The organism is Rhodopseudomonas palustris (assembly GCF_003591005.1).
Classification (GTDB): domain Bacteria; phylum Pseudomonadota; class Alphaproteobacteria; order Rhizobiales; family Xanthobacteraceae; genus Rhodopseudomonas; species Rhodopseudomonas palustris_K.
Genome location: NZ_QYYD01000022.1, coordinates 81860 through 102425, shown reverse-complemented (window position 1 = coordinate 102425; position 20566 = coordinate 81860). Strand labels below are relative to the sequence as shown.

Below are 20566 nucleotides of genomic sequence, written 5' to 3'. Positions count from 1 at the left end.
GACGCCTGCCCGTCCTCGCACAACCGCATCATGGCTCGTCCCCGCCTTCCCGCCGTTGCCGCGGCCCGTCTTGGCAAATTGCTGACCAAGCGCTTCTTCGCCCGCAGCGTCCACGAGGTCGCGCCGGAGCTGATCGGCGCGACGCTGCTTTATGACGGCCTTGGCGGGGTGATCGTCGAGGTCGAGGCCTATCACCACACCGACCCGGCGGCCCATTCGTTCGGCGGGCAGACAGAGCGCAACGCGGTGATGTTCGGTCCGCCCGGCTACGCTTACGTTTATCGCTCTTACGGCATCCACTGGTGCGTGAATTTCGTCTGCGAGGCCGAAGGCTCCGCCAGCGCCGTGCTGATCCGCGCGCTGGAGCCGACTCACGGTCTCGACGCGATGCGGGCGCGGCGCGGGCTCGAGGATCCGCGAATGCTCTGCTCCGGCCCCGGCAAGCTCACCCAGGCGCTCGGCATCACGCTCACCGCCAACGCGTTGCCGCTCGACGCGCCGCCGTTCGCGATCCACCGCCGTCTCGCAGAGCCTGACATCGTCACCGGCCCGCGCATCGGCATCACCAAGGCGGCGGACTATCCGTGGCGGTTCGGGCTGAAGGGCTCACGATTTTTGAGCAAGCCATTTCCGCGATCAATTTGATCGAAGCTGGCCCTCAAAAAAGCCCGTCATCGCCCGGCTCGACCGGGCGACCCAGTATTCCAGAGCGCCGCCGCTAAGTAAGGGACGCTCTGGAATACTGAGCCCTCCGCTTTCGCGGAGGGTGACGTTTGTTAGTTGGGAGAGGCCCGATAAACGCGAAGCAGCGCTTACGACGCGTTCTTGATCCGCAGCAGCGCTTCCAGAATCTTCATCTTGCGGGCGATTGCGGCTTCGCGTTTTTCGCGTTCTTCCTCGACCACTTCCTCGGCGGCGTTGGCGACGAACTTCTCGTTCGCCAGCTTGGCCTCGGCGCGCTTGATGTCGGCTTCGGCCTTGGCGAGTTCCTTTTCGAGCCGTGCCTGTTCGACCGCGAAGTCGATCACGCCCTTCAGCGGCAGCGCCGCGACGTCGCCGCGGACCAGCAGCTGCACAGCGCCCTGCGGCGCGGCATCGGCGAAGCTGATCTCACCGACCCGCGCCAGTCGCTTGATCACGTCGCTCCAGCGCTCGGCGCGGAGCTGAGTCTCAGCGGGCACGCCGGCGAGCACCAGCGGCGTCAGCGTCGATGGCGCGATGTTCATCTCGGCGCGCACCGAGCGGATTGCGGTGACGAGATCGACCACCCAGCCGATCTCCGCTTCTGCTGCGTCATCGGTGAAGTCCGGCTGCTCGGTCGGGATGTTGAGCAGCGCCGGCGCGACCATCGGATCGCTCGCCGCCGAGGCGGTCATCACCGCAAGCTGCTCCTCGCTGATGCCGGCCTTGCGCGGCCATGGCGCCAGCACCAACAGACCGTCGCGCGGTGCCGTCACCGCCCACAGCTCCTCGGTGATGAACGGCATGAACGGATGCAGCAGCTTGAGGATCTCGTCGCGCGCCCACGCCACCATCGCGCGGGTCTCGGCCTTGGCCGGACTCTCCTCGCCCATCAGCACAGGCTTGGCGAGTTCGAGATACCAGTCGCAATACACGTTCCAGACGAACCGATAGGCGGCGCCGGCGGCGTCGTTGAACCGGTAGGTCTCGATCGCTTCTGTCACCTCGCGCACCGCCCGCACCGTCTCGTGCGCGATCCAGCGGTTCAGCGTCTCCTTGGCCGAGGTGTAGTCGAAGCCGGCCGGCGCGGCGCAGCCGTTCATCTCGGCGAAGCGGCAGGCGTTCCACAGCTTGGTGGCGAAGTTGCGATAGCCTTCGACACGGCTCGAGGCGAGCTTGATATCGCGGCCCTGCGCCGCCATCGCGGCCAGCGTGAAACGCAGCGCGTCGGCGCCGTACTGATCGATCAGATTGAGCGGATCGATGACGTTGCCCTTCGACTTCGACATCTTGGCGCCCTTCTCGTCGCGGACGAGGGCGTGGATGTAGACGGTCGGGAACGGCACGTCGTCCATGAAGTGCAGGCCCATCATCATCATCCGGGCGACCCAGAAGAAAATGATATCGAAGCCGGTGACCAGCACGTTTGTCGGGTAGTAGCGCGCGATCTCCGGCGCCTCGTCCGGCCAGCCGAGCGTTGAGAACGGCCACAGCGCGGAGGAGAACCAGGTGTCGAGCACGTCCTCGTCGCGGGTGATGAAGCCCTCGCGCTTGGCCGGATCTTCGGCCATGTCGTGCGCCTGCTCGGGCGTCAGCACTTCCTGCTCGACATAGTAGCCGAGCGCGTTGCCGACCGCCTCTTCCTCGGTCTCGGCGACGAACACCTTGCCGTCCGGGCCGTACCAGGCCGGGATCTGATGGCCCCACCACAGCTGGCGCGAGATGCACCAGGGCTGGATGTTCTCCATCCACTCGAAGTACGTCTTCTCCCAATTCTTCGGCACGAACGTCGTCGCACCCGAGCGCACAGCGGCGATCGCCGGCTGCGCCATGGTCTTGGCGTCGACGTACCATTGGTCGGTCAGGAACGGCTCGATCACCACGCCCGAACGGTCGCCATGCGGCACCATGTGGACGTTGGGCTCGATCTTCTCCAGGAAGCCGAAATCGTCGAGCCGCTGCACGATGATTTTTCGCGCGGCGAAGCGGTCGGTGCCTTCCATCTCGTCGGCGAATTCATGCGCGCCTTCGGGGAGGCCTTCGAGATACGCACTGTTGTCGGCGATCGAGATATTGCCCTCGATGTCGAGCACGCTGATCTGCGGCAGATGGTGACGCTTGCCGACCTCGAAGTCGTTGAAGTCGTGCGCCGGCGTGATCTTCACCGCGCCCGAGCCCTTCTCGGGATCGGAGTACTCGTCGCCGACGATCGGAATCCGGCGGCCGACCAGCGGCAGGATAACGTGCTTGCCGATCAGGTGCGTGTAGCGCTCGTCTTCCGGGTTCACCGCCACCGCGGTGTCGCCCAGCATCGTCTCGGGCCGCGTGGTGGCGACGACGATGAAGCTCGACGGATCGGCCGGATTGAAGGTCTTGCCTTCGATCGGATAGCGCAGGTGCCAGAGATTGCCCTTCACTTCGATCTGCTGAACTTCGAGATCGGAGATCGCAGTCAGCAGCTTCGGGTCCCAATTGACCAGCCGCTTGTCCTTGTAGATCAGGCCCTGGCGGTGCAGCTCGACGAACACCTTGACGACGGCGCGCGACAGCCCCTCGTCCATGGTGAAGCGCTCGCGCGACCAGTCGCACGACGCACCCAGCCGCTTGAGCTGGTTGACGATGACGCCGCCGCTCTCGGCCTTCCACTGCCAGACGCGCTCGAGAAACTTGGCGCGGCCCATATCGCGGCGACCCGGCTCCTGCCGCTCCATCAGCTGGCGCTCGACCACCATCTGGGTGGCGATGCCGGCGTGGTCCGTGCCGGGCTGCCACAGCACGTCGCGGCCTCGCATCCGCTCGAACCGGCACAGGATGTCCTGCAGCGTGTTATTGAGGGCGTGGCCCATGTGCAGCGAGCCGGTGACGTTCGGCGGCGGGATCACGATCGAATACGGTTCGGCATCGCGGCGGTCGGGCCGCCCGGCCTTGAAGGCGTCGGCTTCGTCCCAGGCGCGCGCGATACGGCCTTCGATGTCGGCGGGCTGGTAGGTTTTCTCGATCATGGCCATGCAATCAAAATTGGCGCGTGCCGGCAGCGGACGCGTCTGGTAGCGGCTAGAAACCTTTCGGAGCGCCGCAAGTCAACGGCGCAGGTCAACCGCGCAGGCTCGCAGCACAGGACGAAGCCGCCGGCTGGCCGATGGGCGGCCCCGGCAATCTTCGCAACAGTGACGCTCTCGCCTAGCGGCCGCGCGAAACCCGCTCGATTTCCCGGCGGACAATCCGCTCGACCAAGGTCGGCAGATTGTCGTCGAGCCAGGACTTCAGCATCGGCCGGAGCATCTCCTTGACGAGATCCTCGAGCGTGCGGGCATTGTTGCTGAGCACGGTGTTGGCGAGCGAATTGAAGGCGGATTCGACAGCCGACATGGTGGCGTTCGACATGATCGGGGTCTGTGGCTCCTCGGACCATGCGGCCTGCGGCGAGAGGTTCTGATTCACAGGCTCGGGGGTGCGAGGTTCGGGTTGGCGCTGATCCTGCGGGCGCTGTTCCTGAGCACGCGGCTTCGGCGCGGCTTCGGCGAATTCAAGATCGTCGGCGAGCGGCTTGTGGAATTGCGCGTGCGGCAGCGGCGTCGGCGCGGGAACCGGTTCAGGCTCGGGCAAAGCCATCTCGTCGGTCAATTCCAGCACATCGCCGTCCGGCCGCGGCGGGCGCACCTCTTCTTCCGAGGTTGCCGCATCGAGACCGGCGAGCAGCGCGTCGATATCATCTTGGCTATTGCTTTCGGCAGCCGGCGGCGGAGCGGGCACGGGCTTCGGCGCAGTCGGCTTCGGCGCAACGACTTGCGGGGGGGCTGGTGGTGGGGTCATGGCCGCGGGCTTGCTCGGCGGAGGAGCCGCTTTCGGCGGCTCGGGCTTCGGAGCGACAGCGGCGACCGGCTTCACCGTGTTCGCAGGCTTGGCTTCGTCATCCGCGATGATTCGGCGGATCGACGCGAGAATCTCCTCCATCGAGGGCTCTTGGGCCTTTGCAGGCTGCGACATCTCCGACTCCACATCATCACGCCGTTGTCGGCGTTGTACACCAAGCGCTGCAGGATTGCCCAATTCCGGATCGACGCGCGCGACTTTCAATCACGAACGCCCGAGTTGTCCCCAGCAGAAGTGCCTGCCGCGGACATCCTCGTTCGTCAGCAATTGGCCTGCAATGCGAATGCGCAGTAACGCGAATCGCCCGCAATCATCGATGATACGCTACGGCACAGCGCGAACGGCTGGCAAGGAACGGATAGCTTGAACAAAGAAGTCCGGGACGCCGACGGCAAAACAAACGATGCCGAAAAACCAGCGCAGTTCACCCGGCCGATGCGCCGATCGGCGCATCGCCACCGAACCGATCAGCGGCCGTCCGGCGTGCGCACACCGATCCAGGAGTCGCGGACCTGATGATAGTGGACGCTGGGGTCGTAGACCTCGGTCTTGAGGTTGAGGACCTGCGGCGACAGCCGGCCGACCGCGTTCAGCACCGCGTAGGACGCGACGACACGGTCGTGCTGCGCGGTGACCAGCGATACCCGGGCATTCACCAGGGCCTGCTGCGCGTTCAGCACGTCGAGCGTGGTGCGCTGCCCTGCCCGCGCCTCTTCGCGCACGCCATTGAGCGCGATCTCAGAGGCCTTCACCTGCGCCTGGGCAGAAGCCACCTGCGCGCGGCCGGCCTGCAACTGGCCCCAGGCCTGCACGACCGTGGCGCGAGCCTGATCCCGGACCTGTTCGAGGTTGAGACGCTGCTGTGCCAACGACTCTTTCGACTGCCGGATCAGCGCGTATTCGGCGCCCCCCTGATAGATCGGCACCGTGACCTGGGCGAGCGCCGAAGCGGTGAACTGACGCGGCGTGGTGATGGACTGCTCGTAGCCCTGCTGGGCATTGGCCTGCAGCGTCACCACCGGGAACAGCGCGCCCTCATTGATCTTCACGTTGAGAAAGCTGACGTCGATGCCGAACATTGCCGCGGTGACGTTCGGATTTTGCGTCAGGCCGAGTTCAACGGCCTGCGCCAGAGTGGACGGCAGGAACCGGTCGACCGGCGAACCCGGCGCCAGCGCGGTCGGCTCGCTGCCGATGATGCGCCGGAAGTTTGCCCGCGTGGTGGTGAGATTGGATTCGGCGGTGAGCAGCTGGGTGTTGCCGGCCGCAAGCTGCGCCTGCGACTGCGCGACGTCGGTGCGGGTAACCTCGCCGACATTGAAGCGATCGTTGGTCTGCTTCAGGGTCTGTTCGAGCACGCGGACGTTGGACTTTTGCACCTCGACCGTGGCCGAGTCGCGCAGATAGTCCATGTAGACCGTCGCGGCAGCGAGCAACACCGATTGCTCGAGCACGCGCAACCCCTCACGCGCCGATGACACCTGACTCTCGGCCGCGCGGGTGCGGTTGGCTGTCTGATTGCCGTTGAACAGCGTCTGCGACGCGGTGATGCCGACGGCACGAGGATAGTTGCTGCCGTTGAGATGGATGTTGTTACCGCCGACCACCGAATTGACGTCGGTGTACTGATAGCCGCCGCTCGCTGTGATCGATACCTTCGGCCGATAGCCGGACAGCGCCTGCGGCACCGACTCGTCGGTCGAGCGGACCGAGGCGCGTTGGGCATTGAGTTGCGGATTGGTCTGGTAAGCGCGGATCAGCGCCGCTTCGATGGTATCGGCCAGCACGGGCACCGGTCCCAGACACGCCAGAATAAGCCCGGCGGTGGCGAGGCCCGAGAAGCGCTTCATCCGATTCATACTCGAGGTCCAATCTGCATTTACTAAGCCGAACGGCCTGCGCCATACAACGCGACGTGCAGGGGCCGACGTGAGTCCACGCTCACCATAAGGCAGCCCAAGCGGCTAAGGAACCACCCGCTGGATCAGGATGAGCGAAACTTATTCGCTGGGACCTCTAAGCCACACTTCTGATATGACACGCAAAAATGGCCCCGGCGGAACGCCGTGAGGGTCGTGTTCGGGCGGACTGCCCGAGCCAGGGAGGGCCGCTTGTTGTGGGCGGGCGGCCTTAAAATACGAACGCCGGCGCGCGATGCAGGCCCGGCAACACCGGCACCGATGTGTCAAACAGCACACGAGGACCGAAATCGTGGGGTGACCGGGTGACAACGGTAGCCTTCTGCGGGCGGGTCATTGCGAACACCCCGACCAGGCGACCACCTGGCTTGAGCTGCTCATACAGCCTCACCGGCTCGATCTCGGTCGCACCATTCAGCATGATGACGTCGTACGGGCCGTCAGCGGGAACCCCGTCCGTGTTCGGCGCGACCCGCACGGAAATGTCGCCGAGGCCGAGCGCGTTAAGCGTTTCGCTGGCACGCGCGGCGATCTCCGGGTCGTCGACGGTCGTGACAACCGAGGCGCCGAGCTTAGCCACCAGGGCCGCCATATAGCCGGTCGCGCCGCCCACGATCAGCACACGGTCGCCCTGCGCGATATTCGCTTCCTGCAGCATCCGGGCCGTGACGGTTGGATTGAGGATGACGTGGCGGTAGTCGCCCTTGCCGCCAAGATCGATGTCCTGATCGAGGTAGGCCAGCGACTGCTGCCCCTCACCGACGAACAGCTCGCGCGGAACCAGCCGCATCGCGTCGATGATCCGCCAGTCGGTCACGCTGTGCGGCCGAATCTGACCATCGACCATGTTCAGGCGAGCGCGCGCGAAATCCGACATCAGTGTTTCCTTGGAGTGAAGCCGCGCCATCCATGATGCAACGCGGCTGAAAACGCAACATCCGGGGAGCCCGCGACCACCGTGCTCAATCCCCTTTCTATTCGGCAATCCACGCTGCCCCCGCAAGATATGGTGCCGCGGCCGACAAAGCTGTCGTCCGCCATTCACGAAGCGTGGATTTCCCCTTCCCATCCCCGAATGGCTTTGTTATACGCACCCCGCGAAGCAAGCTTCGCGCTCGTTCCCTGGTAGCTCAGTGGTAGAGCAACCGGCTGTTAACCGGTTGGTCGCTGGTTCGAATCCGGCCCGGGGAGCCATTTAATTTTCGGCCGTCAGCGGCCGGTTCACCTTCCACCTCATTCACATCGAACAATCGCCGGAGATGCGACCAAGTTGTCGCTCGTGCCCGCTGTCGTTCGACCGCTACGCCGTCGCATGGCCGGGCTCGTCCCGGCCGTCCACGTCATTGCAGCACTCCGTCAGCAAGGCTGGGATGCCAGGCACAAGGCCCGGGCATCCCACGCTGAGACGGTGCGCGCCTTCGGCGATTACGGCTGCTTTGCGGAGCTCGACGAGTTCGATTTTGGCAGAGAGGAGACGCGGCACTTGCCGCGTTTGTCGGCGCGGCCCTTGCCGTCGCAGGGCTTGGCGGGCGCCTCGGCGACCTGCTCGGGTCCGAGCAGGATCGCCCGCGCTTCGGCCGGCACCACCACCACGCCGAGCACGGTCGCTTCGCGGGATCCGCTGCGCCAATCCCAGGGCGGGATGAACGCTCCGGCCCACAATCCGGAGCGCGCTTGCCGGGCGACCGCCTCCGGCTTTTCGGCGTGGCGGGTGTGGCGGGTGAACGCCATCGCCCAGCCGGCACCCGCCATCCACTCCTCGACCGTCTCGGACTCGACTTGGCAGGTGGCCAGCTTCTGTCCTTCGTCGTCGGCGCCTGCGACCTTGCAGGTCCAGGACTTGTCGCCGAAACGCCGGGCCAGCTCGTCGCGCGCGGCGATGCCGCAACTGAAGCGATCGCCCTTGGCGTCGAAACAGAGCTGATCGAGCTCGGGGGCGTCGATGCCCAGCAGCCGAAGCTTTGCGCCGCTGATCTCGACCGTGTCGCCGTCCAGCACGCGCGGAACGCCGACGATCTCGACATTGTCCTTGCCGGGCAGGCAGACATATTGCGTGTTGCGCATCCCGAGACACCTTGCGGCGCCCGGGGCGAAGTCGATCTTCACGCCGACCAGCCGCGAGGTGCCATAAGGGCCGCGATCATTGACCCGAATGCCGCAGGTGCGGCCGTTGGCCGGGTTGGTGACCATGACGGTGGTGCCGAGCGGGTAATCGTGCGACGCCGCGGTCAGTTCATGGCGTGTGAGCGGCTCGCCGCTCGCCGTCCGGGTTCCGATCGAATACATCGAGGCGAGAACCTCGGTGCCGAGACCGCATTTGTTGGTCTTGTGCACATAACGATGCACGGTATGCCAACCGCCGGCTTCGGCCTGGCCGCCGACGATACAGACCGCCGCTGCCATCACGGCGCAGCGCATCAGGCCCCATAGACGTCGCATCACATCGATCTCTCCGCGACGCACCCTCTAACACAGTCTTCCGGAGAATTGGACCCCGGCCCGTGCAGCAGCGGCGCGACAAAACAGCGATGCGGAACTGACGCTGAACGCGAGCTGAAAGCGCGCCGCGGTTTCAGTTTCGCAATTCGGCCGACGCCGCCCTCCTACCATTGCCGCCCTGCCCCGAACTGGTCGGTCGCAGCCGGACGGAAATAGCTTTGCGTGACCGCCGAGACCAGATTGATGGCGATGCAGATTGCGATCAGGATGCCGGCGAAGCGGCGCGCCTCGATCCGCGCCGACAGATACAGCACGTAGAATGGCAGCACGAAAATCAGATAGCGCTGCGCCGGCCGACTGAACGACAGCACCAGCACGAACAGCACGATCGCGGCGATCATCGCGTAGTCCCGCAGCCTCTGCGGCTTGTTGCACAGGCTGAGGACGAATACGGCGAACAAAGCGGCGAGACCGACGCCGGACACGCCGCTGCCGATCCAGCGATCGAACGGCCCGAAATTCATCTCGCCGCTGGACGGCGGCAGCACCGCGCCGGCGAGCGCGGCAAGGCCGATGATGGCGAGCTTGACGATGCGGCCCGACGCCGCCGGGGAATTCTGCGACAACGCACTCTGCAGCGAAAACGGCATCGCCAGCAGCGCGAGAAAACCACCATAGTGCACGATGTTAGTAAAGACGTGCCGTGCAGTCAGACCATGCTCGGTCACCCATTTCGGCGACGTCAGCCAGAACCCGAAGGCTCGAAACACCGCGATGTTGTATGCAGCCAAAACGATGCCGGTGATCGCCAGCACGATGCCCAGCATCACGCCCCTGAAGGTGAGCGACTGCCGATCGGTCGGCGCCAGCACGATCAGCGGCAACAACAGCACGGCGTGATACTTGAGCGCCGCTGCGAAGGCGAACACGGCGGCACCTGTGAGCACCATCGCCATGCCCTGCGCGCGCCAGCAGATCGCGATGGCGGCGACCGCAAACGCCAGCGGCGGAAAATCCGCCGTGCCGCGGCCGGCGAATACCCAGATCAGCGGATTGAGCAGGATCACGGCTGGCAGCAACCAGCCGCCGAGCCGCGCCTGCGCGACGATGGCACGTAGCGCCGCGGCCAGCACCGCAAAGCCGATCAGCGACACCAGCCGGCAGCCCCACTCCGTGCCGATGCCGAGCGTTCGGGCCAGGGCCGATCCGACGGCGGATAGCACCAGCGTATTGGCATCCGACTCGAAGAACGCCTGCACCGCAGCGGCGTCGCCGGTTTGGAAGTAATGCGCGGCCGCGTTGAACGCGCTCTCCTGGTTGACGAACGGCAGCCACAGCGTCGCGAGATGCGCGACGACGATGGCGCCCACGACAAGGCTGCCAACGATTCTCGAGGACGACTGGTCTTGCACGGTGCCCGACAGCGACATGAGCTTCGGCTTACCAACTCCGGCCCAGCCGCACAAGTAATCGCCGGGTACCGATGGCCGCCGGTCGCGTCGCGGCGATGATCAGTCGGCGCCGCCGCGGCTCGTTGCCGACGGCCAGCTCTGCTACTTGTTGCGAGCTGTCCCCAGCTGCGATGATTCTGTCGTCAGCATCCTGTCAGCCGTGCGCTGCCAAGATGCGGCGCGAGATCGCGGCGCTCATTCCCGTGGCGCCAGACCTCGCGCCTTCCCGCAACTTCGGCCACCGCGAGGTGGCCGCTTATTTTCTGAGCAGCGCGGCGTTGGCCGGCCACTGATCCTCGCAGTTAAATCGAATTGTCGCGTCGGCGTTGAAGGCGCTGATTTGCTGCAACTACGCGCCTCACGCCGCTGTGATTCAACCATGCTGCGGTGCCGGAACAAGTCTCTGTGGACCACGTTTCGCTGACATCGAATTCGACGTCTGTGGACGTCAAGCACAGGGAGAACTACCCGATGATTCGCACCATTGCTCTTGCCGCCGTGGCGGCCACCGTTGCGTTGTCTGCCGCTTCGCCGGCTTCGGCGCAGCAGCGCGTCAAGCACATGAAGAACACCACCGTCAACTCGCAGATGGATCCGAACTACCGCTACGACGCCCAGGCTCGCTACGTCGAGCGTGACCAGTGGGGCAGCGGTTGGCGCGACAGCAACGCCGCGTTCTGGCCGGCTGATGTCGCCGCCGGCGTGGTCGGCGGTGCGGTTGGCGCCGCCGGCGCCATCGCCACCGCGCCGTTCCGCGCCGCGGCTGACGCGGAGTATGGCTGGAACGAGCCCTATGGCTGGAATCAGCAGTACGGATGGAACCAGCAGACCTACGCGCAGCGCAACGGCTTTGTCTGCCAGCCGGGCACGACCTTCCGCGGCGGTGACGGCCTGATGCATCTCTGCCAGTAACAGCATCGTCGAAGACAATGAAAGCCGCTCCCTTAGGAGCGGCTTTTTTCTTGCGCGTCCGATTCGTTGGCTTGCATGATCGTCCCTCGATCGTACGGGCGCGCGCAGTCGCGCAGGAACTTCGTTTCGTTAAACGGAAAGATGCGCGCCTGACGCGACGAGTTCGGTTCCGACGACCTGCTAAACCGGGGAAAAGCTAAAATTTGAGCGATCGGCTCAACCTGACGCCAAACTGAATACGGCACAGTGCGGCTCGACAGGGAGCCGACCAATGAGTGAAGCCGAGTACAAGCGCCTGCTGGACGACATCAGCGATGCGTTCGCCGAATCCGGCCAGGACAATGAGCGTCAGCCCGCGCTGGTGACGCCAATGCGCCGGGCCGCCAATGACAATCAGATCGAGTGGCCGCTGCTGCCCTTCCCGACCGGCTGGCACGCCTCCTGAGCCGGCCCGGCCGCTTCGTGATGGCGGCTGTGAATTCACGCGATGCGCCATCGGGCGGAAAGAACGCCCCAGTTGCCTAACCGCCGGATCGCCTATAGAAGGTCGCCCGTTGGGGCCACGTGGCGGAGTGGTTACGCAACGGTCTGCAAAACCGTGTACACCAGTTCAATTCTGGTCGTGGCCTCCAACCAGTTTTCGCGCGCCATGCGCGCTTCCCCCCCCCTCCTCAATGAGCTTCCCGGCCGCGTTGGCCGCGTCCTGGACCTGGGCGCGTCGGCGGAACACCTGCCATTAATTCGGGTTGATCCTCGCTGCCATTAGGCGCAAAGAGGTTTCGCCGGCATGATGTTCAACTTTGGATTGCGGATCGGCGCAGCCCTGCTCTTCACCAGCCTTGGTGCTACCTTTGCTACTGCGGCTCCGGCCGCAAAGCTGACCCCCGACGCCATCAATGCGGCGACGCTGACGGGCGCCAAGCTCGAGGGCGACGAGCCGAGCGCGCTCGGCGTCCGCGTTCAGGTGCTGCTCGACCGCGAGCATTTCTCGCCGGGTGAGATCGATGGCCGGCTCGGCGAAAACGCCAAGAAGGCACTGCGCGCCTATGCCGAGGCGCAGCAGCTGCCGAGCAGTGACGCCCTCACCGCCGAGCTGTGGGGCAAGCTGGCGGCCGACAGCCGACCAGTTCTGACGCGCTATACGCTGACCAAGAAGGACGTCGGTGGCCCGTTCCTGAAGAAGCTGCCCGCCAAGATGGAGGCGATGAAGAGCCTGCCGCGGCTCGGCTACACCAGCGCCCGGGAAGCGCTCGCGGAAAAATTCCACATGAGCCAGGGCCTGCTCGCGGCGCTCAATCCCGGCCAGCGCTTCAAGCGCGCCGGCGAGACCATCACGGTGGTCGACGTCGCGCCGGCAACGCCGGACACCGTCGAGGCACAGCGCCTCGAGGTCGACAAGACGCGGCAGACCGTCAAGGCGTTCGACGCCACGGGCCGGCTGATTGCGTTCTATCCGGCGACCGTCGGCAGCGAGGACAAGCCGTCGCCGTCCGGCACGCTGAAGGTCACCGACGTCAGCCCCAACCCGACCTATGGCTACAATCCAGACTACAAGTTCAAAGGCATCAAATCGAAGAAGCCGTTCGAGATCAAGCCAGGGCCGAACAATCCGGTCGGCACGATGTGGATCGGGCTGTCCGAGCAAGGCTACGGCATCCACGGCACGCCGGAGCCGAGCCACGTCTCCAAGGCCGAGTCGCACGGCTGCGTCCGCCTCACCAATTGGGACGCGCAGCGCATCGCCGCACTGGTCGGCAAAGGCACCCCGGTCGAGTTCATCGACGCGCTGCGCTGATGCGCAAGCCGGCGCGGACCTATCCGGTCACGCCCGACGGGCGCTACTTCGTGGTGCGAGGCCGGCTGTGGCGATGCGCCGATCCGTCATTGGCCGAAGACGACAAGGCGGCGCTGGTCTCGGCATTGATGGCCGCACGCCGCGCGGTGAAGACCGCCAAGACCGCCGAAGACCCGGCCGCCGAGGCCAAAGCGCACCGCGCCGTCGACGCCGCCAAGCGCAAGCTCGGCGAGCGCGGCCCGGTGTGGTGGACGGATAGCGCCCCGGACTACAACCGGCACATGGCGAAGAACTCACCGTATGCGGAGTGGTACGCGGCGTTGGCGGCTAACGACGGAACGTGAAAGCGGGCGATTACTATCGATTTTGGCCGGCCTGCATGTAGGCCGTCATTGCGAGGAGCGAAGCGACGAAGCAATCCAGCCCGGTGCACTGGGCCCCTGGATTGCTTCGCTGCGCTCGCAATGACGAGACGCTACCCCCGCTTCTTCCGCCGCCAGTCCTTCTTCTTCGGCTTCGGCGCCAGCGCGGGCAGTTCGGCCTGCACTTCGCGAAAGCGCGCCAGCATGCGGTCAAAGGCGGCGAGCAACACCGTCTCGATGTCCGGGCGTTTCTGCAGCCGGCTGAGCAACAGCGCGGCGGCTTCGAGGGTCGACAGGCCATCGCGGCGCGGCTCTTTGCGCAGCTTGCCGTAGCGGGACGGCGCCTGCGGATCGAGGATCACGCGCTGGCATTTCAGCATCCAGGCGTTCCGCCACCACAGCGCCTTGGCCTGGCTCCAGGTGCCGTCGAGCAGGATGACGCCTTCGATGTCGCGCAGGATGGCGTCCTGATGCGGCTCGGCTTCGCCCTTGCGGTCGATCGCGACGATCTCGCGGTTCTGCGTCAGCTCGGCGGCGCGCGCCGAGCCGAGATACAGCACCGCCCAGCGCGACGGGTCATGCACCGGCCGCCCGAGCGCCTTGGACAGGCTCGGCCAGGACAGCCCGACCTTGACCACCGCATCCTTGAAATGCTGCGCGGTGAGCCGCGCGGTGCCGAGCGCGCGGTCCTGCTCCTGCGGATGCTGCAGGATCAACAGCTGGACCTTGCTTTTGAGCGGCTCGACGCTATCGCAGATGCAGAGCGGCTGCGGCTTGCCGCAACGCGGGCACTCCGGAATGACTTCGCCGAGCGGCGCGTCGTCGGAGACGGGATCGATCATCGTGCTTACTCCGCCGGCTGTGCGACCGGCGCGCGATCGCGCCGCCGCCGCATCCGGTCGATCAACAGATAGATCACCGGCGTCGTGTACAGCGTCAAAATCTGCGACACGAACAGCCCGCCGATGATGGTGATGCCGAGCGGCCGGCGCAGCTCGGTGCCCGGCCCGACCGCCACCACCAGCGGGATCGCGGCGAACAGCGCCGCCAGCGTCGTCATCAGGATCGGCCGGAAGCGGACAATGCAGGCCTCGTAGATCGCGTCCGCGGACGACATGCCGCGCACGCGTTCGGCCTCCAGCGCAAAGTCCACCATCATGATTCCGTTCTTCTTGACGATGCCGATCAGCATGATGATGCCGACGAACGCGATCACCGTCAGCTGCGTGCCGGTCACCTGCAGCGCCAGCAGCGCGCCGAGCCCCGCCGACGGCAACGTCGAAATGATCGTCAGCGGGTGCGCCAGGCTCTCGTAGAGCACGCCGAGCACGATGTACATCGCAATCAGCGCCGCCAGGATCAGCAGCGGCTGCTTGCTCGACGTCGCGCTGAAATCGCCGGCATTGCCGTCGAACGAGCCGCGGATGCCTTCGGGCATGTGCAGCTCGTTGACCGCCTGCTGAATGTTGGCGGTCGCGACCTGCAGCGGCACGTCCGGCATCAGGTTGAACGACACCGTGGTCGAGGGGATCGACTGCGAGTGATACACCGCGAGCGGCGACAGCCCGCGCCTCGCGTGCACCACCGCCGACAGCGGCACCTGCGCGCCGTCATTGCCGGCGACGAAGATGCGCTCGAGATCGGTCGGATCGTTCTGGAATTTCGGGTCGATCTCCAGCACCACCTGATATTGGTTGCGCTGGGTGTAGATCGTGGCGATCTGGCGCTGCGAGAAGGCGTTATTCAGCGCGTTGTCGATGTCCTGCACGGCGACGCCGAGCCGCGACGCCATGTTGCGGTCGATCGACAGCGTCAGCTCGAGGCCGCCATCGTCGCGGTCGCTGGAAATGTCGGTGATGCCCTCGACGGTCTGCATCCGCTTGGCGACGATCGGCGCCCATTTCTGCAACAGATCGAGGTCGGTGCTGGTGATCGTGTACTGATAGTCGGAATCGCTTTGCCGGCCGCCGGCGCGCAGATCCTGCGCGGCGAACATGAACAGGCGGATGCCCGCGACCTTGCCGAGTTCGCGGCGAAGCCGATCGATCACCTGCTGCGTGGTGGCGCCGCGCTCCTCGGTCGGCTTGAGATTGATGAACATCGTGCCGCGATTGGAGCCACCGCCCCCCGGCCCACCGCCGCCGCCCAGCACCGAGCCGACGCCGGCGACCGCCGGATCGGCCATCACGATGTCGGCGATTTGCTCCTGCAGCTTCCGCATCGACTGGAAGGAGACGTCCGCCGACGCCCGCGTCGAGCCGATCACGAAGCCGGAATCGTCGATCGGGAAATAGCCCTTCGGGACCTTGACGTAGAGCGTCACAGTCAGCGCGATGGTGGCGAAGAACACCAGCATGGTCAGCCCGGGAAAACCGAGCACCGCGCGGAGAGTCCAGGCGTAGAAGGCGACCAAGCGGCCGAGCGTGCCTTCGACGACGCGGTCGTACCAGCGCGGCTTGCGCTCGGCGGTCTCGGGTTTGATGAAATGCGCGCAAATCATCGGCGTGACCGTCAGCGACACCACCGTCGACACGGCGATGGCGAAGGTCAGCGTCAGCGAGAATTCGCGCAGCAGCCGGCCGACGATGCCGTCCATGAAGATCAGCGGCGCGAACGCGGCGACCAGCGACAGGCTGATCGACAGCACGGTGAAGCCGATCTGACGCGCGCCGTCGAGCGCCGCCTGCATCGGCGCCATGCCGTGCTCGAGATTGCGATACATGTTCTCGATCATCACGATCGCGTCGTCGACCACGAAGCCGACCGCGATCGCCAACGCCATCAGCGACAGGTTGTTGATCGAGAACCCGACCAGCCACATCCCGGCGCAGGTGCCGGCCAGCGCCAGCGGCACCGAGACGCCGGCCGCGATGGTCGGCGTCAGCCGGCGCAGGAAGGTCAGCACCACCACCATCACCAGCACCGCGGTGGCAAGCAGCGTCCACAGCATGTCGTCGACGCTGGCGCGGATCGTGCCGGTGCGGTCGGTCACCACCGAGATCTCGACCGCGGCCGGCATCCATTTTTTCAGCTCGGGCAGCAGAGCTTTGACCCGGTCGACGGTGTCGATGACGTTGGCGTCGCCCTGCTTGGTGATCTGGATCAGCACCGCCGGCTGCTTGTTGTACCAGGCGATCTGCCGGCTGTTGCGGGTGGCGTCGGAGACGGTGGCGACGTCGGACAATCGCAGCGAATTGCCGTTGGTGCTCTTGATGACGATGTCGCGGAATTCCGCCGCGGTGCGCATCTGCTTGTTGGTCGAGATCGTCTCGCTCTGGCGGCCGCCGTCGAACATCCCGACCGGCCCGAGCGCATTGGCGTTGACGATGGCGGCGCGGACGTCGTCGGTCGCGATTCCGGCATTCGACAGCGCCACCGGATTGAGCGCGATCCGCACCGCAGGCTGGTCGGCGCCCGACACCGTGACGTCGCCGACACCCGGCACCTGCGAGATACGCTGCGCCAGCACGGTGTCGGCGACGTCGTAGATCGCGCTCGCCGGCATCGTCTTAGAGGTCAGCGCCAGGATGTAGACCGGCGCCGCCGCCGAGTTGAACTTGCGGAATTTCGGCAGCGTCGGCAGGTCGGTCGGCAGGTCGCTGATCGACGCGTTGATGGCGGCCTGCACGTCGCGCGCAGCTTTGTCGATGTTGCGGCCGAGCGCGAATTGCAGCTGAATCCGAGTGGTGCCGAGCGAACTGGTCGAGGTGATCTGCGACAGCCCGGCGATCTCGCCGAGCCGCCGCTCCAGCGGCGCCGCCACTGTCGCCGCCATCACCGACGGCGCCGCGCCGGGCCGCGACGCGGTGACCATCACCATCGGGAAATCGACATTGGGGATAGCCGCGACCGGCAGCGCCCCATAGGCGACGAGGCCGAGCAAAAACAGCCCGATCGCCAGCAGCGTGGTGCCGACCGGCCGCCGGATAAACGGCTCGGACATCGACGCCATCAGCGCGCCTCCCCCGGCCCGGCGAGCGGCGGCGACGGCGTTGCCGACGGCACCGGCGGCACCGCGCGTTCGAACCGCCGGTTGATGCGGTCGAGCGCCAGATAGATCACCGGCGTGGTGTACAGCGTCAGCAACTGGCTGAGCAGCAGGCCGCCGATGATCGAGATGCCGAGCGGAAACCGCAGCTCAGAACCGGTGCCGCTCTCCACTGCAAGCGGCAGCGCGCCGAACAGCGCCGCCAGCGTCGTCATCATGATCGGCCGGAAACGGAGCAAGCAAGCTTCGACGATCGCGTCATAGGACGACAGCCCGCGATGACGCTCGGCGTCGAGCGCGAAGTCGATCATCATGATGGCGTTCTTCTTGACGATGCCCATCAAGAGGATGATGCCGATCAATCCGATCACCGACAGGTCCTGCCCGAACAGCATCAGCGCCAGGATGGCGCCGACGCCGGCCGACGGCAGCGTCGACAGGATGGTGATCGGGTGGATGAAGCTCTCGTACAGCACGCCGAGCACGATGTAGATCGTCACCAGCGCAGCCAGGATCAGCCAGGGTTGGCCGGCCAGCGATTTTGAGAACTCCGCGGCGTCTCCATAGAACACACCCGCGATGCTGCCCGGCATGCCGATGCGCTGCTCGATCACCTTGATCTCGTCCACAGCCTCGCCCAATGAGGCGCCCGGCGCGAGGTTGAAACTGAGCGCGACCGAGGGGAATTGTGCCTGGTGCGAGATCGCCAGCGGCGCCGTGGCCCGCTTCAGCTCCGCCACCGCCGAGATCGGAACCTGCGCGCCGCCGGTGCCGGGCACGTAGAGTTTCGACAGGATCGACGGATCCTTCTGATACATCGGCAACGCTTCGAGCACGACGCGATACTGGTTGGCCTGGCCGTAGATCGTGGATATCTGCCGCTGCGCGAAGGCGTCATTGAGGGTGTCGTTGACCGCCTGAACGCTGACGCCGAGCTGCCCGGCGCGCTGCCGGTTGATGTCGAGCGCGGCGCGCAGTCCGCCCTCCTGCGCCTCGGACGACACGTCCCGGAACAGCGGATCGCGGCGCAGTTCGGCGACCAGCTTGTCGGCCCATTGCGACAGCAGCGCCGCATCGGTCGCGGTCAGCGTGTACTGATATTGCGAGCGGCTGGCCTGGGTCGAGATCTGCACGTCCTGCACGGCCTGGAAGTACACGGTCATGCCCGGGATCGACGCCACCCGCTGTTTCAGCCGCTCGATCACGGCGCCGACGTCGTCCTTGCGCTGCCCGCGCGGCTTCAGCGTCATCACCAGCCGGCCGACATTCGGCGTCGGATTGACCGAGCCCGCGCCGACCACCGAAACCACGCCGATGACGTCGGGATCTGCCTTGATCGCAGCGGCGGCCTCGCTCTGCCGCGCCTGCATTTCGGCAAAGGAGACGTCCTGCCCGGCCTGTGTCACCGCGGTGATCGAGGCCGTATCCTGCAGCGGCAGGAAGCCTTTCGGGGCGATCGCATACAAGGCGAGCGTCGCCACGATGGTCAGGAACGTCACCACCAGCGTCGCCGGCTGATGCTTCAGCACCCACAGCAGGCTGCGGTGATAGGCGGCGGCGCCCGCGTCGATCCAGCGGCTGATCGTAGCCATTCCCGGGATCTGCCGCTCTTCATGCGTGTGCTTGAGCAGCCGCGAACACATCATCGGCGTCAGCGTCAGCGACACCACCGCCGACGTCACCACCGCGATGGTCAGCGTCAAGGCGAACTCCCGGAACATGCGGCCGACCAGGCCGGACATGAACAACAGCGGGATGAACACCGCGATCAGCGACATCGTCAGCGAGATCACGGTGAAGCCGATTTCGGAGGCGCCGGACAGCGCCGCCTGCATCGGGCTTTCGCCGTCTTCCATGTGCCGGACGATGTTCTCGATCATCACGATGGCGTCGTCGACCACGAAGCCGGTGCCGATCGTCAGCGCCATCAGCGACAGATTGTCGAGGCTGAAGCCGGCGAAATACATCACGCCGAACGAGGTGATCAGCGACAGCGGCAGCGCCACGCCGGCGATGATGGTGGCCCGCATCGAGCGCAGGAACAGCAAGACGACCAGCGTCACCAGGCCGACGCTGAGCAACAGCGTGAACTGCACGTCGTGAACCGAGGCGCGGATGGTTTCGGTGCGGTCGCTGACCACGGTGAGCTTGACGCCGGCCGGCACCACACGCTGCAGCTTGGGGATCTCGGCGCTGATGCCGCGCACCACCTCGATGACGTTGGCGCCCGGTTGGCGTTGGATATCGAGGATCACGGCCGGTTCGCCCTGATACCAGGCGCCGGTGAACTTGTTCTCCAGTCCATCGATGATTTCGGCGACGTCGCCGATCGTCACCGGGGAGCCGTTGCGGTAGGCGACGATGATCGGCTTGTAGGCGTCCGCCGCGGCGATCTGATCGTTGGCAGCGATGGTATAGGCCTGCTGGGCGCCGTCGAGCGAGCCTTTCGGGCCGGACACGTTGGCACCGGCGATCGCCGTGCGCAGGTCTTCCATCGAGATGCCATAGGCGGCGAGCCGGGCGAGATCGGCCTGCACCCGCACCGCCGGCTTCAACCCGCCCAGCACCGATACGCGGCCGACCCCTGAGATCTGCGCCAGGCGCTGCGCCAGAATGGTGTCGGCAATGTCGCTCATCGCCCGCAGCGACGAGGTCGTCGAGGTCAGCGCTAGCGTGATCACCGGCGCATCCGCCGGGTTCACCTTGGCGTAAACCGGCGGGTACGGCAGGTTCTTCGGCAGGATGCCGGCGGCGGCGTTGATCGCTGCCTGGACGTCCTGGGTGGCGCCGTCGATGTCGCGGTTGAGGTCGAACTGCAGCTGAACCTGACTGACGCCGAAGGACGACGTCGAAGTCATCGCCGTCAGCGACGGAATCTGGCCCAGTTGCCGCTCGAGCGGCGCGGTGATCAGCGACGCCACCACGTCGGGACTGGCGCCCGGCAGCCGCGTCGTCACCTGCACGGTCGGGAAATCGACCTGCGGCAGCGCCGAGACGGGCAGCGACAGATATCCGAGCAAGCCGCCGATCAGCAGCGCCACGCCGAGCAGCGAGGTCGCGATCGGGCGCCGGATGAACGGCTCGGACACGCTCATGGCAGCAACCTCATGGCTGCGGGTTCAAATGTTGTCGGGATCCGGCGGGCG

Annotated in this window: 14 protein-coding genes and 2 tRNA genes; 7 read left to right on the top strand and 9 right to left on the bottom strand. The window is 65.8% G+C overall.

The genetic code is table 11. From position 1 onward, the window contains the following. Nucleotides 1–30: 30 nt before the first annotated feature. A complete protein-coding gene (locus D4Q52_RS20030; RefSeq protein ID WP_119858350.1) occupies nt 31–645 on the top strand; it encodes a DNA-3-methyladenine glycosylase in 615 nt (204 codons plus the stop codon). Between the two features lie 167 nt (nt 646–812). On the opposite strand, the gene D4Q52_RS20025 is transcribed toward D4Q52_RS20030, so the two are convergent. The 4 genes from D4Q52_RS20025 to D4Q52_RS20010 form a co-directional block, all read right to left on the bottom strand. After that, complete coding sequence (locus D4Q52_RS20025) at nt 813–3683, bottom strand: valine--tRNA ligase (RefSeq protein WP_119858349.1); 2871 nt, start codon at nt 3681–3683, stop codon at nt 813–815. Nucleotides 3684–3861: 178 nt separating this feature from the next. Then, on the bottom strand, nt 3862–4668 hold the full coding sequence (locus D4Q52_RS20020) for a PopZ family protein (protein WP_119858329.1): 807 nt from the start codon (nt 4666–4668) through the stop codon (nt 3862–3864). Nucleotides 4669–5021: 353 nt separating this feature from the next. Continuing rightward, nucleotides 5022–6413, bottom strand: a complete 1392-nt coding sequence (locus D4Q52_RS20015; protein ID WP_119858328.1) for a TolC family outer membrane protein — start codon at nt 6411–6413, stop codon at nt 5022–5024. Nucleotides 6414–6684: 271 nt separating this feature from the next. Further along, nucleotides 6685–7350, bottom strand: coding sequence for a protein-L-isoaspartate O-methyltransferase family protein (locus D4Q52_RS20010; RefSeq protein WP_119858348.1), 666 nt, complete (start codon nt 7348–7350; stop codon nt 6685–6687). Nucleotides 7351–7592: 242 nt separating this feature from the next. Between D4Q52_RS20010 and D4Q52_RS20005 the strand changes: the two genes are divergently transcribed. Then, a tRNA-Asn gene (locus tag D4Q52_RS20005) sits at nt 7593–7667 on the top strand. 231 nt (nt 7668–7898) lie between these two features. Here the strand turns inward: D4Q52_RS20005 and D4Q52_RS20000 are convergent. Together D4Q52_RS20000 and D4Q52_RS19995 are read right to left on the bottom strand one after the other, a co-directional pair. Then, the gene (locus D4Q52_RS20000) at nt 7899–8912 is read right to left on the bottom strand and encodes an RlpA-like double-psi beta-barrel domain-containing protein (protein ID WP_234831264.1); all 1014 of its coding nucleotides are present in this window, start codon (nt 8910–8912) and stop codon (nt 7899–7901) included. A 164-nt stretch (nt 8913–9076) separates the two neighbouring features. Next, the gene (locus tag D4Q52_RS19995; RefSeq protein ID WP_119858326.1) at nt 9077–10282 is read right to left on the bottom strand and encodes a hypothetical protein; all 1206 of its coding nucleotides are present in this window, start codon (nt 10280–10282) and stop codon (nt 9077–9079) included. A 552-nt stretch (nt 10283–10834) separates the two neighbouring features. On the opposite strand from D4Q52_RS19995, the gene D4Q52_RS19985 reads away from it, so the two are divergent. From D4Q52_RS19985 to D4Q52_RS19970, 5 genes are all read left to right on the top strand, one after another. Beyond that, nucleotides 10835–11275 carry a hypothetical protein gene (locus D4Q52_RS19985; protein WP_119858347.1) on the top strand — a complete coding sequence of 147 codons (441 nt, stop codon included), beginning with the start codon at nt 10835–10837 and terminating at the stop codon, nt 11273–11275. A 271-nt stretch (nt 11276–11546) separates the two neighbouring features. Next, the gene (locus D4Q52_RS26555) at nt 11547–11720 is read left to right on the top strand and encodes a hypothetical protein (RefSeq protein WP_182915375.1); all 174 of its coding nucleotides are present in this window, start codon (nt 11547–11549) and stop codon (nt 11718–11720) included. Between the two features lie 113 nt (nt 11721–11833). Further along, nucleotides 11834–11907: transfer RNA gene (locus D4Q52_RS19980), tRNA-Cys, on the top strand. A gap of 158 nt (nt 11908–12065) precedes the next feature. Beyond that, nucleotides 12066–13070 carry a L,D-transpeptidase gene (locus D4Q52_RS19975; protein WP_119858346.1) on the top strand — a complete coding sequence of 335 codons (1005 nt, stop codon included), beginning with the start codon at nt 12066–12068 and terminating at the stop codon, nt 13068–13070. Beyond that, a complete protein-coding gene (locus D4Q52_RS19970; protein WP_119858324.1) occupies nt 13070–13414 on the top strand; it encodes a hypothetical protein in 345 nt (114 codons plus the stop codon). Before D4Q52_RS19975 ends, D4Q52_RS19970 begins: the two co-directional genes overlap by 1 nt. A gap of 131 nt (nt 13415–13545) precedes the next feature. On the opposite strand, the gene D4Q52_RS19965 is transcribed toward D4Q52_RS19970, so the two are convergent. Genes D4Q52_RS19965 through D4Q52_RS19955 form a run of 3 tightly spaced genes read right to left on the bottom strand, consistent with a single transcriptional unit; the run spans nt 13546 to nt 20515 of the window. Then, on the bottom strand, nt 13546–14274 hold the full coding sequence (locus D4Q52_RS19965; RefSeq protein WP_119858323.1) for a tRNA-uridine aminocarboxypropyltransferase: 729 nt from the start codon (nt 14272–14274) through the stop codon (nt 13546–13548). Between the two features lie 5 nt (nt 14275–14279). After that, entirely contained in the window at nt 14280–17384 is a 3105-nt protein-coding gene (locus D4Q52_RS19960) for an efflux RND transporter permease subunit (protein ID WP_119858322.1), read from the bottom strand. Beyond that, nucleotides 17384–20515 carry an efflux RND transporter permease subunit gene (locus D4Q52_RS19955; RefSeq protein WP_119858321.1) on the bottom strand — a complete coding sequence of 1044 codons (3132 nt, stop codon included), beginning with the start codon at nt 20513–20515 and terminating at the stop codon, nt 17384–17386. The genes D4Q52_RS19960 and D4Q52_RS19955 overlap by 1 nt, the downstream gene beginning before the upstream one ends. Nucleotides 20516–20566: the final 51 nt, after the last annotated feature.

Coding starts and splice junctions, on each gene's coding strand:
- D4Q52_RS20030 (WP_119858350.1), top strand. CDS start 31: ATGGCTCGTCCCCGCCTTCCCGCCGTTGCCGCGGCCCGTCTTGGCAAA.
- D4Q52_RS20025 (WP_119858349.1), bottom strand. CDS start 3,683: ATGATCGAGAAAACCTACCAGCCCGCCGACATCGAAGGCCGTATCGCG.
- D4Q52_RS20020 (WP_119858329.1), bottom strand. CDS start 4,668: ATGTCGCAGCCTGCAAAGGCCCAAGAGCCCTCGATGGAGGAGATTCTC.
- D4Q52_RS20015 (WP_119858328.1), bottom strand. CDS start 6,413: ATGAATCGGATGAAGCGCTTCTCGGGCCTCGCCACCGCCGGGCTTATT.
- D4Q52_RS20010 (WP_119858348.1), bottom strand. CDS start 7,350: ATGTCGGATTTCGCGCGCGCTCGCCTGAACATGGTCGATGGTCAGATT.
- D4Q52_RS20000 (WP_234831264.1), bottom strand. CDS start 8,912: ATGCGACGTCTATGGGGCCTGATGCGCTGCGCCGTGATGGCAGCGGCG.
- D4Q52_RS19985 (WP_119858347.1), top strand. CDS start 10,835: ATGATTCGCACCATTGCTCTTGCCGCCGTGGCGGCCACCGTTGCGTTG.
- D4Q52_RS26555 (WP_182915375.1), top strand. CDS start 11,547: ATGAGTGAAGCCGAGTACAAGCGCCTGCTGGACGACATCAGCGATGCG.
- D4Q52_RS19975 (WP_119858346.1), top strand. CDS start 12,066: ATGTTCAACTTTGGATTGCGGATCGGCGCAGCCCTGCTCTTCACCAGC.
- D4Q52_RS19970 (WP_119858324.1), top strand. CDS start 13,070: ATGCGCAAGCCGGCGCGGACCTATCCGGTCACGCCCGACGGGCGCTAC.
- D4Q52_RS19965 (WP_119858323.1), bottom strand. CDS start 14,274: ATGATCGATCCCGTCTCCGACGACGCGCCGCTCGGCGAAGTCATTCCG.
- D4Q52_RS19960 (WP_119858322.1), bottom strand. CDS start 17,384: ATGGCGTCGATGTCCGAGCCGTTTATCCGGCGGCCGGTCGGCACCACG.
- D4Q52_RS19955 (WP_119858321.1), bottom strand. CDS start 20,515: ATGAGCGTGTCCGAGCCGTTCATCCGGCGCCCGATCGCGACCTCGCTG.